Source organism: Simplicispira sedimenti (genome assembly GCF_022760965.1).
Classification (GTDB): Bacteria; Pseudomonadota; Gammaproteobacteria; order Burkholderiales; family Burkholderiaceae_C; genus Simplicispira; species Simplicispira sedimenti.
Genome location: NZ_JAKVIJ010000012.1, coordinates 72,003 through 85,243, shown reverse-complemented (window position 1 = coordinate 85,243; position 13,241 = coordinate 72,003). Strand labels below are relative to the sequence as shown.

Annotated in this window: 14 protein-coding genes; 2 read left to right on the top strand and 12 right to left on the bottom strand. The window is 65.6% G+C overall.

Translation table 11 applies throughout. The features are described from left to right. Positions 1-90: 90 nt before the first annotated feature. Complete coding sequence (locus tag MJ602_RS13520) at positions 91-762, bottom strand: RlmE family RNA methyltransferase (protein ID WP_243021288.1); 672 nt, start codon at positions 760-762, stop codon at positions 91-93. A gap of 86 nt (positions 763-848) precedes the next feature. On the opposite strand from MJ602_RS13520, the gene MJ602_RS13515 reads away from it, so the two are divergent. Then, a complete protein-coding gene (locus MJ602_RS13515; RefSeq protein ID WP_243021287.1) occupies positions 849-1,325 on the top strand; it encodes a YhbY family RNA-binding protein in 477 nt (158 codons plus the stop codon). 46 nt (positions 1,326-1,371) lie between these two features. On the opposite strand, the gene MJ602_RS13510 is transcribed toward MJ602_RS13515, so the two are convergent. From MJ602_RS13510 to carA, 5 genes are all read right to left on the bottom strand, one after another. Further along, positions 1,372-1,797, bottom strand: a complete 426-nt coding sequence (locus tag MJ602_RS13510) for a DUF4149 domain-containing protein (protein WP_162015846.1) — start codon at positions 1,795-1,797, stop codon at positions 1,372-1,374. 8 nt (positions 1,798-1,805) lie between these two features. Continuing rightward, positions 1,806-2,282 (bottom strand): transcription elongation factor GreA, encoded by a 477-nt coding sequence (gene greA / locus MJ602_RS13505; protein ID WP_243021286.1) that lies wholly within the window; start codon positions 2,280-2,282, stop codon positions 1,806-1,808. A 160-nt stretch (positions 2,283-2,442) separates the two neighbouring features. After that, entirely contained in the window at positions 2,443-5,688 is a 3,246-nt protein-coding gene (carB, locus tag MJ602_RS13500; protein ID WP_243021285.1) for a carbamoyl-phosphate synthase large subunit, read from the bottom strand. 10 nt (positions 5,689-5,698) lie between these two features. Then, positions 5,699-6,109, bottom strand: coding sequence for a hypothetical protein (locus tag MJ602_RS13495; protein WP_243021284.1), 411 nt, complete (start codon positions 6,107-6,109; stop codon positions 5,699-5,701). Between the two features lie 16 nt (positions 6,110-6,125). Beyond that, positions 6,126-7,298, bottom strand: coding sequence for a glutamine-hydrolyzing carbamoyl-phosphate synthase small subunit (gene carA, locus MJ602_RS13490; RefSeq protein WP_243021283.1), 1,173 nt, complete (start codon positions 7,296-7,298; stop codon positions 6,126-6,128). A gap of 320 nt (positions 7,299-7,618) precedes the next feature. On the opposite strand from carA, the gene MJ602_RS13485 reads away from it, so the two are divergent. After that, the gene (locus MJ602_RS13485; RefSeq protein ID WP_243021282.1) at positions 7,619-8,434 is read left to right on the top strand and encodes a hypothetical protein; all 816 of its coding nucleotides are present in this window, start codon (positions 7,619-7,621) and stop codon (positions 8,432-8,434) included. On the opposite strand, the gene MJ602_RS13480 is transcribed toward MJ602_RS13485, so the two are convergent. The 6 genes from MJ602_RS13480 to lpxD are packed head-to-tail and all read right to left on the bottom strand — an operon-like array spanning position 8,428 to position 13,236. Next, positions 8,428-9,204: a TrmH family RNA methyltransferase gene (locus MJ602_RS13480; protein ID WP_243021280.1), complete on the bottom strand. Its 777-nt coding sequence runs from the start codon at positions 9,202-9,204 to the stop codon at positions 8,428-8,430. The two genes, MJ602_RS13485 and MJ602_RS13480, sit on opposite strands and share 7 nt — an antisense overlap. Next, positions 9,201-9,839, bottom strand: coding sequence for a ribonuclease HII (gene rnhB / locus MJ602_RS13475; RefSeq protein WP_243021279.1), 639 nt, complete (start codon positions 9,837-9,839; stop codon positions 9,201-9,203). Before rnhB ends, MJ602_RS13480 begins: the two co-directional genes overlap by 4 nt. Next, positions 9,802-10,968 (bottom strand): lipid-A-disaccharide synthase, encoded by a 1,167-nt coding sequence (gene lpxB / locus MJ602_RS13470; RefSeq protein ID WP_243021278.1) that lies wholly within the window; start codon positions 10,966-10,968, stop codon positions 9,802-9,804. Before lpxB ends, rnhB begins: the two co-directional genes overlap by 38 nt. A gap of 18 nt (positions 10,969-10,986) precedes the next feature. Continuing rightward, a complete protein-coding gene (gene lpxA / locus MJ602_RS13465) occupies positions 10,987-11,775 on the bottom strand; it encodes an acyl-ACP--UDP-N-acetylglucosamine O-acyltransferase (protein WP_243021277.1) in 789 nt (262 codons plus the stop codon). A gap of 31 nt (positions 11,776-11,806) precedes the next feature. Next, positions 11,807-12,247, bottom strand: coding sequence for a 3-hydroxyacyl-ACP dehydratase FabZ (fabZ, locus tag MJ602_RS13460; RefSeq protein WP_162015828.1), 441 nt, complete (start codon positions 12,245-12,247; stop codon positions 11,807-11,809). Then, positions 12,247-13,236, bottom strand: coding sequence for a UDP-3-O-(3-hydroxymyristoyl)glucosamine N-acyltransferase (gene lpxD, locus MJ602_RS13455; RefSeq protein ID WP_243021276.1), 990 nt, complete (start codon positions 13,234-13,236; stop codon positions 12,247-12,249). The genes fabZ and lpxD overlap by 1 nt, the downstream gene beginning before the upstream one ends. Positions 13,237-13,241 lie beyond the last annotated feature (5 nt).

Here is a 13,241-nt window from a genome sequence, read left to right as displayed (position 1 = left end):
GTTGCGATTTTAGGCGTTTCAACCCAAGACCCCCTTGCCTTGGAGGGTCATCCATGGCAAAAGCGCGGTTTTTTTCGCGCTCGGCCGGGTTTACACAGCCCGGGCACCCTCTTTCAGACCGATGCCCACCAAAAAGGTTTCGGAGGATTTATCGCGCGAGGCCTTGGGTTTGACCGGCTTGACCACCTTGAAACGGCTGCGGAACAACTGCACCAGCGCCTCATAGCCGCTGCCATGGAACAGCTTGGTCACCAGCGCCCCTTCGGGCTTGAGGTGCGCACAGGCAAAGTCCACCGCCAGTTCCACCAGGTGGGCGATGCGCGTGGCGTCTGTTGAGGCAATGCCCGAGAGATTGGGCGCCATGTCCGACACCACCACATCCACGGCCCGCCCTTGCAGCAAGCCTTCGAGTTGTGCCAACACCTCGGCTTCGCGGAAATCCCCCTGCAGGTAGGTGACGCCCTCGATCGGCTCCATGGGCAGGATGTCCAGCCCGATGATGGCGCCGTTGAGCGCCCCCGAAGCCGCCCCATCGGGCGACAGGCGCCTGCGCACGTACTGGCTCCAGGCACCTGGCGTGCAGCCCAGATCCACCACGGTGGCACCCGGACGGATGAGGCCAAACTGCTCATCGATCTCCTTGAGCTTGTAGGCAGCGCGTGCACGGTAGCCCTCTTTCTGGGCCAACTTGACCCAGGGGTCGTTCACATGGTCGTTGAGCCACGCCTTGTTGACTTTTTTGCTCTGGGTTTTGACTTTCATGATCTTGGATTCTCGCTGGACACCATGCCATCCGCCCGGCCGAGGGGCGACTTAGAACTTGTCCGCAGGGCGCGGATAATACGCCCATGCCCCAAATTGAACTTACCCCGGCCGAGCGCCGAGAACAACGCGCACAAGCGCACCATCTGGACCCCGTTGTGCACATCGGCGCCGACGGCTTGACCGATGGCGTGCGCAAGGAAGTGGACGCCGCCCTCAACGCACACGGCCTGATCAAGATCCGCGTGCTGGCTGGCGAGCGCGCCGAACGCGAACTGATGTACCAGCAACTCGCCGCCGAATTGAATGCCGCCGCGGTGCAACACATTGGCAAGCTGCTGGTGCTGTGGCGCCCCCAGCCCGTCAAGGAGCGCGCCATCGACGAAGACCGCATGCCCGGCCCCAAGACCGTGAAGGTGGTCAAGAACAGCCAGCGCGGCGGGCAACGTCCCGAAATCAAGATGCTGCGCGTGCTGGGCAACCAACGTTTGACGCCCGGTGGCCAGATCAAACGCGCCAAGAAGCGCAAACCCACCTCGGTGAAGAAGCGCCAGGCCGACTGAAACGTCACAAGCGCCCGCGTGGATTCACACGCGGGCAACAGGGTTCTCAATCCTGCGGTGGCTGCGACTTTCGCAGCGTATGCCACAGGGTGACCAGGGCACACGCCCACTGCAAGGTGTACAGCAAGGTGCCCAGGCCGTGCCAAAACTTCAGGTCCTGGCGTGCCACGATGCGCGGCGACACGCCATACTGCACCACCAGCGCCAGCAACAAACCACCCACTATAAAAAGCATAGCTGCTCGCGCCCATGGATAGGGCGTTACAGCCATTTTTGGCCTAGAGATCAGCAAGAGTCCCATGCAGCAGACCACCGACACCCAGGTCTGCGCCGCAAACAGCTTGGCAGCCAGGGTGCCCGCCATGGCGGGTGTGGGCAGGTGCGCAAACAGCAGCGGCACGGCAAGAAAGCCGATGCTCGACAGACTGCCCCACCACAGGGCCGCCACCAAGGCGGGAAGGCGTTCACGCATGGGATGGGTCAGACGTAGCTGACGCCGACAATCTCGTAGCGGCGCACGCCACCGGGGGCCTGCACCTCAGCGGTATCGCCCTCCTCCTTGCCGATCAGGGCACGGGCGATAGGGCTGGAGATGTTGATCAACCCCTGCTTGAGATCGGCCTCGTCCTCGCCCACGATCTGGTAGGTCACGGTGTCGCCCGAATCCTCGTCTTCCAGCTCGACCGTGGCTCCGAAGACCACGCGACCGGCGGCATCCACCGCGGAAGGGTCGATGATTTGCGCCGCCGAGAGCTTGCCCTCGATTTCCTGGATGCGGCCTTCAATGAAGCCTTGGCGGTCCTTGGCAGCTTCGTACTCGGCGTTTTCGCTCAGGTCACCCTGGGCACGGGCTTCGGCAATGGCGGCAATCACCGCCGGGCGATCCACGGTCTTGAGGCGGTGCAGCTCGGTCTTGAGCTTCTCGGCACCGCGCTTGGTAATTGGAATGGTGGCCATTCGGTCTGTCTCCATCAACAAAGGGAATGGGCGCGCCTGTCGCGGCCCCTGGCGGTGCAGACCCCGGATACCCCGTAGGCCGCACCCAAAAGCAAACCGCCGCACGTTGCCGCGCGGCGGTGTTGGTTCAGGGCGCAATTATGCCGTGATTACGGCAGCTTCAAACCGCCAGCTGGGCGTGCATCTCCTGCACGGAAATGACGTCGAGCTGGTTCATGTGCTGCATGCCTTCCACGGCCGCCTCGGCGCCGAAGATGGTGGTGAACGTGGTCACGCGCGCCAGCAGCGAGCTGGTGCGGATGGCACGCGAGTCGGCAATGGCGTTGCGGCGCTCTTCCACCGTGTTGATGACCATGACGATCTCGTTGTTCTTGATCATGTCCACGATGTGCGGGCGGCCCTCGGTCACCTTGTTCACCACCTTGACCGGCACGCCGGCTGCTTCGATGGCGGCGGCCGTGCCCTTGGTGGCGACCAGTTCAAAGCCCAGCGCGACGAGCTGGCGCGCGATGTCCACGGCGCGTGGCTTGTCGGCGTTCTTCACCGTCAGAAACACCTTGCCCGAGGTCGGCAGCTTGGTGCCGGCGCCGAGCTGGCTCTTGACGAAGGCCTCGCCGAAGGTCTTGCCCACGCCCATCACTTCGCCGGTGGACTTCATCTCGGGGCCGAGGATGGTGTCCACGCCCGGGAACTTGACGAAGGGGAACACAGCCTCCTTCACGCTGAAGTACGGCGGTGTCACTTCCTTGGTGATGCCCTGCGCGGCCAGCGTCTGGCCGGCCATGCAGCGCGCGGCCACCTTGGCGAGCTGGATGCCCGTGGCCTTGCTGACGAAGGGCACCGTGCGCGAGGCGCGGGGGTTCACTTCGAGCACATAGATGATGTCCTTGCCGTCGGCCTCCTGGATGGCGAACTGCACGTTCATCAGACCCACCACGTTCAGGCCCTGGGCCATGGCGGTGGTCTGGCGCTTGATCTCGGCCACGGTCTCGGCCTTGAGGTAGTACGGCGGCAGCGAGCAGGCGGAGTCGCCCGAGTGCACGCCAGCCTGCTCGATGTGTTCCATCACGCCGCCGATGAACACGGCACCGGAGTTGTCGCGCACGCAGTCCACGTCGCACTCGATGGCATTGGAGAGAAAGCGGTCGAGCAGCACGGGCGAGTCGTTGCTCACCTTCACGGCCTCGCGCATGTAGCGCTCCAGGTCGCGTTGCTCGTGCACGATTTCCATGGCGCGGCCACCCAACACGTAGCTAGGGCGCACCACCAGGGGGTAGCCCAGGGCGGTGGCCTTTTCCAGCGCCTCGGCTTCGGTGCGCGCCGTGGCATTGGGCGGCTGACGCAGGCCCAGGTCGCCCAACAACTTCTGGAAGCGCTCGCGGTCTTCGGCGGCGTCGATCATGTCGGGCGTGGTGCCGATGATGGGTACGCCGGCGGCCTCCAGGCCCAGCGCCAGCTTGAGCGGCGTCTGGCCGCCGTACTGCACGATGACGCCAGCGGGCTTTTCCTTGTCCACGATTTCCAGCACGTCTTCGAGCGTGACGGGCTCGAAGTACAGGCGGTCCGAAGTGTCGTAGTCGGTGGACACAGTCTCGGGGTTGCAGTTGACCATGATGGTCTCGTAGCCGTCCTCACGCATGGCGAGCGCGGCGTGCACGCAGCAGTAGTCGAACTCGATGCCCTGGCCGATGCGGTTGGGGCCGCCGCCGAGCACCATGATCTTCTTCTTGTCGGTGGGCGCGGCCTCGCACTCGTCCTCGTAGGTCGAGTACATGTAGGCGGTGTTGGTGGCGAACTCGGCGGCGCAGGTGTCCACGCGCTTGTACACCGGGCGCACGTTGAGGGCACGGCGCGCGTCACGCACGGCCTGTTCCGTGGTCTTGAGCAGCTTGGCCAGGCGGCGGTCGGAGAAGCCCTTCTTCTTGAGCGTGCGCAGGGTGCCGGCGTCCAGCGCGGCCAGCGCGGCCTCGCCCCTCTCGGCGGCGAGCTTGTCCAGATCCAGCTCGATCTTCACGATCTCCTCGATCTGCACCAGGAACCACTTGTCGATCTTGGTGAGGTCGTACACCTCGTCCACCGACAGGCCCATGGCGAAGGCGTCGCCCACGTACCAGATGCGCTCGGGGCCGGGCTCACCCAGCTCCTTCTCCAGCACCTCGCGATCCTGGGTCTTTTCGTTCATGCCGTCCACGCCCACCTCCAGGCCGCGCAGGGCTTTCTGGAAGGATTCCTGGAAGGTGCGGCCCATGGCCATGACCTCGCCCACAGACTTCATCTGCGTGGTCAGGCGGCTGTCGGCCGTAGGGAATTTTTCGAACGCAAAACGTGGGATCTTGGTGACCACGTAGTCGATGGAAGGCTCGAACGATGCGGGCGTGGCGCCACCCGTGATTTCGTTCTTGAGCTCATCGAGCGTGTAGCCCACGGCCAGCTTGGCGGCGACCTTGGCAATGGGGAAACCCGTGGCCTTGGAGGCCAGCGCCGACGAACGCGACACGCGCGGGTTCATCTCGATCACGATCATGCGGCCGTCCTTCGGGTTCACCGAGAACTGCACGTTGGAGCCGCCCGTGTCCACGCCGATCTCGCGCAGCACCGCGAGCGACGCGTTGCGCATGATCTGGTATTCCTTGTCGGTCAGCGTTTGTGCCGGGGCCACGGTGATGGAGTCGCCCGTGTGCACGCCCATGGGGTCGAGGTTCTCGATGGAGCAGATGATGATGCAGTTGTCCGCCTTGTCGCGGACCACTTCCATCTCGTACTCCTTCCAGCCGAGCAGCGACTCTTCGATCAGCAGCTCGTTGGTGGGCGAGGCTTCCAGGCCGCGCTTGCAGATGGTCTCGAATTCTTCGGGGTTGTAGGCGATGCCGCCGCCCGTGCCGCCCAGCGTGAAGCTGGGACGGATGACGGTGGGGAAGCCCACGTTCTTCTGCACCGCCCAGGCCTCGTCCATGCTGTGGGCGATGCCCGAGCGCGCCGAGCCCAGACCGATGCGCGTCATCGCGTCCTTGAACTTCAGACGGTCCTCGGCCTTGTCGATCGCCTCGGGCGTGGCACCGATCAGCTCGACCTTGTACTTGTGCAGCACGCCGTTGCGCCACAGGTCCAGCGCGCAGTTCAGCGCGGTCTGGCCGCCCATGGTCGGCAGGATGGCGTCGGGGCGCTCCTTGGCGATGATCTTCTCGACCGTCTGCCAGGTGATGGGCTCGATGTAGGTGACGTCGGCGGTGGCCGGGTCGGTCATGATCGTCGCGGGGTTGCTGTTGATCAGGATGACCTTGTAGCCCTCCTCGCGCAGCGCCTTGCAGGCCTGCACGCCCGAGTAGTCGAACTCGCAGGCCTGGCCGATGATGATCGGGCCGGCGCCGATGATGAGGATGCTTTTGATGTCTGTGCGTTTTGGCATGGTGTGTCTATCAGTCGGTCGCGGTTCCGGCTTCCGCGGAAGGTGTGGCGGCCATGGCGGCGGCGGGGCGCCGGGCGTTCAGCTTGTCCAGCAGGGCCTGGGCGCGCTCGGCGGGCAGGTTCTTCTGCATGAGCTGCAGCAGGCCGTCGCCCTGGATGAGGGGGCGCAGCACTTCGGCTTCGGCGTCGTAGAACGTCACGTCCCATTCCTGCATGGCCTCGGCGAAGGTGGCTTCGTCCCAGGACTTGCCCTTGGCCACCAGCGTGACCAGAGGCATGGCCTTGTTCTCGACGAAGGCCTTCTTGTAGGGCTTTTGCTGCCAGCGCTCGGTGAACCACTCCTTGTGCGGGGATGGCAAGGTGAGCACGCGCTTGTGGATCGCCTTTTCAAGCGCTGCGGCCGGGAAGCTGAAGAGTTTCATGGCGCCGGTCCCTGGTTTACTTGGCTTGCGCCACGCGCATCGCGTCGGTGAAGCGGTCGAACAGGTAGCCGATGTCGTGCGGGCCGGGCGAGGCCTCGGGGTGACCCTGGAAGCAGAACGCCGGCTTGTCGGTGCGCACCAGGCCCTGCAGCGTGCCGTCGAACAGGCTGACATGCGTGGCGCGCAGACAGGCGGGCAGCGAGTCAAGGTCCACCGCGAAGCCATGGTTCTGGCTGGTGATGCTCACGCGGCCGGTATCCAGGTCCTTCACGGGGTGGTTGGCGCCGTGGTGGCTGTGCGTCATCTTGAAGGTGCGCGCACCCGAGGCCAGGGCCATGATCTGGTGGCCCAGGCAGATGCCGAAAGTGGGGATGCCGCTGTCGACAATGGTCCGCGTGGCGGCGATGGCGTAGTCGCAGGGCTGCGGGTCGCCAGGGCCGTTGGAGAGGAACACGCCGTCGGGGTTCAGGGCCAGCACGTCGGCGGCCGGCGTTTGCGCGGGCACCACGGTCACGCGGCAGCCGCGTTCGGCCAGCATGCGCAGGATGTTCTTCTTCACGCCGAAGTCGTAGGCCACCACATGGAAGCGCGGCGCCGTCTGCGTACCGTAGCCCTTGCCGAGTTGCCACTCGGTCTGCGTCCACTCATAGCGCTCCTGGGTCGTGACCACCTTGGCCAGGTCGAGCCCGGCCATGGGCGGCGCGGCCTTGGCGGCGGCGATGGCTTCGTCGATGAGCGCCTGCGTCACTTCCTGGCCAGCGGCCAGGCCGATGATGGCGCCGTTCTGCGCGCCCTGGGTGCGCAGCAGGCGGGTGAGCTTGCGCGTGTCGATGTTGGCGATCGCCACCGTGCGCTCGCGCACGAGATACTGTGACAGGGTTTCGGTGCAGCGGAAGTTGCTGGCCAGCAGCGGCAGATCCTTGATGATCAAGCCTGCGGCATGGACCTTGTCGGCTTCGATGTCCTCGGGGTTGACGCCATAGTTGCCGATGTGCGGGTACGTGAGCGTCACGAGCTGCTGGCAGTAGCTGGGGTCGGTGAGGATTTCCTGGTAGCCGGACATCGAGGTGTTGAACACCACTTCGCCGACGGTGGTGCCGGCGGCACCGATCGAGTTGCCGATAAAGACCGTGCCGTCTGCGAGCGCCAGGATGGCGGGAGGGAAACGTCCCTGTAGAGACAAAAGCACTGGGTTCTCCGGTTGGTTACGGTCGCCCGGTGCCTGCGCAGCCTGCGGCACCAGTGGCACCTGTGGCTGGAAGGCTGCTTTCGGATAGGTTGTTGCTTTGGATGCGGCCGGGCGACGCTGTTGCGAGGAAAGCCCCTGATTGTACCCGCAGACCGCCCTGATCTGCTGACATTGCCGCAGCGCAGCATCACCGGTGCACCCTCTCTGGGACAACCCTAAGGGCTTTCAACTGGTTACGTAAGCAGGTGTTCCAGGCCATGCCGAGCGGTGCCTCGCCCCTAGACTTCCCGGCCTCTCCCTACATTGCACACACCTCGACCATGCGTACTATCGCCTCCGCACTTGTCCTCACACTGGCCTGCTGCCTCACCTCCATGGCCGCACAGGCCCTGGAACTGGCCAGGTACCCCAAGGTCTTCTCCGGCCCACAGGGCGTTGAACTGGTACTGGCCCCCAGTGCCGACGGCAAACAGGCACTGCTGCGCATCAGTGGCATCAACCACCCCATCGATCAGGTGGTGTTCCTGGCCCAGTTGCAGTCCCAGGGGCGCTCACGCGAGGTGTACACGCTGCAACTCGATGGACGCTCCTATGCGCTGCTGCACCGGCAGGCCTCCGCCTACAGCGACGCAGAGCATTTCGTTGCCTACCTGCCAGGTCAGCGCGACGGTGTGCCCCTGGCCTTCCAGGCTGACAAGAGCAAGGACTTCAAAGCCGGTGAGTTGCTCACCCGCTATGAGCAGCAGCGCAAGCAAGGCCTGCAAGACAAGCTGGCGCGCTTTGACCGACCCAAGCGGCAGGAAAGCTACCGCGCGGAACTGGCGCAAATGGACAAGGAGGCCAGCGCTGCCTGCGGCACCACCGTCCAGACATCGGTGGAATGGGCCGCCATCAACGATGAAACAATGCAGACCCTGAGCATCTCCAGCTTCTGCGGCGAAGTGGCCGCGCAAATGGAACGCCTGTGCCAGAACACGCCCGCCTTCAAGACCACCGCAGCCAGCCTGGGCCAGGTGCAGTGCCTGTTCGGCCCCCAACTGAAGCTGCGCGTGGAAAACCAGCGCATCGTCTTCACCACCGAGAAAGATGCGCCCAACCAGGGCGACTTCGTGCACCAGTTCCTGCGCAATCAGTAGGAACCAACACCGCTGGCGTGCAGGCAGATGGCCGCCGCCGCCGCCACGTTGAGCGACTCCTCGCCCCCCGGCTGTGCGATGCGGATGCGCTGGTGCGCCCGCGCCAGCAGCGCGTCGGACACGCCCTGCCCCTCATGCCCCAGCACCCAGGCGCAGGGCCAGGGCAGCGCGGCCTGGTGCAGATAATCGCCCCCGTGCACATGGGTGATGAGCAGGGGCACGCGCAGGGCCTGCAGATCCTCCACTGCCAGGCCTTCATGCAGGCGCAGGCCAAAGTGCGCCCCCATGCCCGCGCGCAGCACCTTGGGCGACCACAGCGCGGCGCTGCCCTTGAGCGCCAGTACCTGCCCAAAGCCAAAGGCGGCCGCGCTGCGCAGGATGGAGCCGACGTTGCCCGCGTCCTGCACCCGATCCAGCACCACGCTGGGCAACTGCGGATCGGGGGGCTGGGGTGCGGGCAGCTCCAGCACATAGCCCATGGCGGCGGGGGACTCCAGTGCGCTGATGTCGGCAAACAGCGCATCGGAAAGAACTATGATTTTTGTAGCGCATTGCGCCCATTCAGTGGGCGCCAGAGGCCAAAAAGACTCTGAAAACACGGCCACGACCGGGCGCAGGCCGCGTGCCAGCGCAGCGCGGCACAGGTGGTCGCCCTCCAGCCACAGGCGGCCCTGCTTGCGGTAGGCCGTGCTGTCCTGCGCCAGGCGCCGCAGGTCCTTGACAAAGGCGTTGTCACGCGACTGCACCAGCGTCACCGGCACGGAGCTCATGGCGCAGCCTCTAGGTGCTGGGCCACGGGCGCAAAGGAGCGGCGGTGCAGCGGGCTGGCACCATGCGCGCGCAGGGCTTGCAGGTGCGCGGCCGTGCCGTAGCCCTTGTGGGCATCAAAACCATACTCGGGGTACTGCGTATGCACCTCGGCGCACCAGCGGTCGCGGTGCACCTTGGCCAGGATGGAGGCCGCCGAAATGGCAGGCACCAGCGCATCGCCCTTGACGATGGCCTCTGCAGGGATGTCCAGCACCGGCAGGCGGTTGCCATCGACCAGCACCAGCCCCGGCTTGAGCCGCAGCCCCTGCACAGCACGGCGCATGGCCAGCAAGGTGGCCTGCAGGATGTTGAGGCGGTCGATCTCTTCCACGCTGGCCTCGGCCACGCTGCAGCACAGCGCCTTGGCACGGATCTCGTCGAACAGGCGCTCCCGCCGCAGGGCGGTGAGCTTTTTGGAGTCTGCCAGCCCGGCGATGGGCTGGCGCTCGTCCAGGATGACGGCCGCCGCCACCACCGGCCCGGCCAGGGGGCCACGGCCCGCTTCATCCACCCCGGCCACCAGGCCTTGCGGCATGGGCCAGGGAAGCATGGCCTGCTCAGGCACGGGGGTCGGCAAGGACTTTCTGGATCGCATCGGCAGCTAGTTGGGGGGTGTCGCGCCGCAGGCTTTCGTGCAGCGCAGTGAAGCGGTGGTGCAGCGCGGCCATGCGCGCAGCATCGTGGTCCAGGGCGTGGAACCAGTCGAGCACCGCCGCAGCCAGCGCCTGCGGGGTCGCGGCGTCCTGCAGCAGCTCGGGCACGACGAAATCGCCGCTCAGAATGTTGGGCAAGCCCACCCAGGGCTGCAGTTGCTTGCGGCGCATGAGGCGCCAACTCAGCGGGTGCATGTGGTAGCCAATGACCATGGGGCGCTTGAACAGCGCCGCCTCCAGCGTGGCCGTGCCGCTGGCGATCAGGGTCACATCGCAGGCCGCGAGCACGGCATGCGATTGGCCACTGACCAGCTGCACACGGCCCGCCAAGCCCGCCGCACCGGCCGCCTGCTCGATGCGCGCCTGCATGGCAGGCACCGCAGGCACTATCATTTTGATAGCTGGTTGCGCTTGCTGGACAAGCGCTGCAGCCTCAAAGAACTTAGGAGTGATGTACTGCACCTCGGCGGAACGGCTGCCCGGCAAAATGGCCAGTACCCTGTCGTCTGGCGCCAGGCCCAGCGCGGCGCGGGCAGCAGCGCGGTCCGGCACCAAAGGAATGACCCCGGCCAGCGGATGGCCCACATAGGTGGCACGGATGCCATGGCGCGCAAGCAGCTCGGGCTCAAAAGGAAAGATGCACAGCACATGGCTGGCAGCACGGCGGATTTTTTCCACCCGCTCTGCGCGCCAGGCCCAGATGGAGGGGCAGACAAAGTGCACGGTGCGGGTGCCCGCGGCGCGCAGGTCGGCCTCCAGGCCCAGGTTGAAGTCGGGCGCATCCACGCCGATGAACACGTCGGGGTGGTCCTGCAACAGGCGCTGGCGCAACTGCCTGCGGATGGCCATGATGCCTGCCAGGCGACGGAAGACCTCAATGCTGTAGCCGTGCACGGCCAGGCGCTCGCTGGGCCACCAGGCCTCGAAACCGCGCCGTGCCATCTGTGGGCCGCCAATGCCGCAGGCCTGCAAACCTGGCCACAGGCCCCGCAGGCCGTCGAGCAGCAGCCCGGCCAGCAGGTCCCCAGAGGTTTCACCCGCCACCATCGCGATGCGGGGTGTGCTCGTCATCTACGCCCCCAGCCCCACTCAGCGGGCAATGCCCGCCACGGAACTGGCCAGGAAAGCATCCATCAAGGCCACGTCCTGCGCCGCCTCGGGATGCGTGGCGGGCAGTTGCGCCATCGCGGCGCGCGCCTGTTCCAGTGTCAGCCCCTGGCGGTAGAGAAGCTTGTGCATCTCGCGGATGGCGCTGATGCGCTGGTCGGAAAAATCGCGCCGACGCAGCCCCACCAGATTCACGCCGCGCACCGCCAGCGGATTGCCATCCACCACCATGAAAGGCGGCACGTCCTTGCCCACGTGGCTGGAGAAGCCCACCATGGTGTGCGCACCGATACGCATGCGTTGCAGCACGCCGGTCAGGCCACCGATGGTGGCCCAGTCCCCCACCTCCACATGCCCGGCCAGCGTGGCGTTGTTGGCCATGGTGGTGTGGTCACCCACCACGCAGTCGTGCGCAATGTGCACGTAGGCCATGATCCAGTTGTCGTTGCCGATGGTGGTGGAGCCCTTGTCCTGCGCAGTGCCGGTGTTGAAGGTGCAGAACTCTCGGATGGTGTTGCGGTCGCCAATGCGCAGCTCGGTGGGCTCGCCGCCGTACTTCTTGTCCTGCGGTGCAGCGCCCAGCGATGCGAATGGGTAAATGCGGTTGTCTTGGCCGATGGTGGTGTGCCCATCGATCACGCAGTGCGCGCCCACCGTGGTGCCTGCACCGATGCGCACGTGCGGGCCGATCACGGCAAAGGGGCCAATGCTGGCGCGCTCGTCGATGCACGCCTGCGCATCGACGACGGCGGTCGGGTGAATGTGGCTCACGGCGCTGCCCTGCCCTGTTGGGTGCCCGGCGTCAGCCGACGGCGCGCATGGTGCACATCAGTTCGGCCTCGCAGGCCACCTCATCGCCCACGCGGCCCACGCCCTTGAACTTCCAGATGCCGCCGCGCACACGGTCGATCGTGATGTCCAGAATCAACTGATCGCCTGGCTCCACGGGGCGCTTGAAACGCGCACCGTCGATGCCGACGAAGTAGTAAATGTTGTTCTCGTCGGGCACCTGGCCCATGGCATCGAACGCCAGCAGGCCGGCCGCCTGGGCCAGCGCTTCCAGGATGAGCACGCCGGGCATGACCGGACGGCCGGGGAAGTGCCCCATGAAATAAGGCTCGTTGAACGTGACGTTCTTGATGGCCCTGATGCGCTGGTTGCGTTCGAGTTCGAGCACCTTGTCCACCAGCAGGAACGGGTAGCGGTGGGGCAGTTGCTTGAGTATTGCGTGAATGTCCATCATCAGCGTTCAATCTTGTTGTTCTGGAGAAGCCCTTCCAGGGCCTTGATGCGCTCGCGCAGACTGTGCAGCTGCTTGACCGTGGCGGCGTTCTTTTCCCAGCGCGCATTGTCGTCGATGGGAAACATGCCGGTGTACAGACCGGGCTGGTGAATGGAGCGCGTGACCGTGGTGGCTGCCGACACATGCACATGGTCCGCCAGCGTGAGGTGGCCCAGCACAATGCCGCCGCCGCCCACGCTGCAGTGCGCACCGATGCGCGCGCTGCCCGCAATGCCCACGCATCCGGCCATGGCCGAATGGCGCCCTATGTGCACGTTGTGACCGACCTGCACCAGGTTGTCGAGTTTGACGCCGTCTTCGATGACCGTGTCGCCCAGTGCACCACGGTCGATGCAGGTGTTGGCACCAATCTCCACGTCGTCGCCGATGCGCACAGCGCCCAGTTGCTCGATCTTGACCCAGGCACCTTTTTCAGGCGCAAAGCCAAAGCCATCGGCGCCGATCACGGCACCGGCATGCACGATGCAACGCGCACCGATATGGCAGTCTTCGCCCACTGAGACGCGCGATTTGAGCCAAGTGTGGGCGCCAATGTGCGCACCCCGCTCAACCACGCACAGCGGGCCGATGCAGGCGCTGACGTCCACCACGGCATCGGGGTGCACCACGGCGCTCGGGTGCACGCCCGGCTGCACCGCAGGTACGTGCTGGCGCTTCCACCACTGTGTGGCGCGGGCGAAGTACACGTAGGGGTCGTCTGCCACGATGCAGGCACCGCGCTGCAATGCAGGCTCGCGCATCGCAGGGGCCACAATGACACAGGCCGCCTGGGAGGCGGCCAGTTGCTGCTGGTAGCGCGGGTTGCTGAGGAAACTCAGATCCTGCGGCCCCGCAGCCTCCAGCGGGGCCAGGCGTGCTATCAGCTGGTCAGGGTTTCCTTCGAGCGTGCCGCCCAGTGCCTCGATGAATTGGCCCAGTCGCACACTCACGCGGC

Excerpts from the sequence above, each read along its gene's own strand:
- MJ602_RS13520 (WP_243021288.1), bottom strand. The coding sequence starts at position 762 with ATGAAAGTCAAAACCCAGAGCAAAAAAGTCAACAAGGCGTGGCTCAAC.
- MJ602_RS13515 (WP_243021287.1), top strand. The coding sequence starts at position 849 with ATGCCCCAAATTGAACTTACCCCGGCCGAGCGCCGAGAACAACGCGCA.
- MJ602_RS13510 (WP_162015846.1), bottom strand. The coding sequence starts at position 1,797 with ATGCGTGAACGCCTTCCCGCCTTGGTGGCGGCCCTGTGGTGGGGCAGT.
- greA (WP_243021286.1), bottom strand. The coding sequence starts at position 2,282 with ATGGCCACCATTCCAATTACCAAGCGCGGTGCCGAGAAGCTCAAGACC.
- carB (WP_243021285.1), bottom strand. The coding sequence starts at position 5,688 with ATGCCAAAACGCACAGACATCAAAAGCATCCTCATCATCGGCGCCGGC.
- MJ602_RS13495 (WP_243021284.1), bottom strand. The coding sequence starts at position 6,109 with ATGAAACTCTTCAGCTTCCCGGCCGCAGCGCTTGAAAAGGCGATCCAC.
- MJ602_RS13485 (WP_243021282.1), top strand. The coding sequence starts at position 7,619 with ATGCGTACTATCGCCTCCGCACTTGTCCTCACACTGGCCTGCTGCCTC.
- MJ602_RS13480 (WP_243021280.1), bottom strand. The coding sequence starts at position 9,204 with ATGAGCTCCGTGCCGGTGACGCTGGTGCAGTCGCGTGACAACGCCTTT.
- rnhB (WP_243021279.1), bottom strand. The coding sequence starts at position 9,839 with ATGCGATCCAGAAAGTCCTTGCCGACCCCCGTGCCTGAGCAGGCCATG.
- lpxB (WP_243021278.1), bottom strand. The coding sequence starts at position 10,968 with ATGACGAGCACACCCCGCATCGCGATGGTGGCGGGTGAAACCTCTGGG.
- fabZ (WP_162015828.1), bottom strand. The coding sequence starts at position 12,247 with ATGATGGACATTCACGCAATACTCAAGCAACTGCCCCACCGCTACCCG.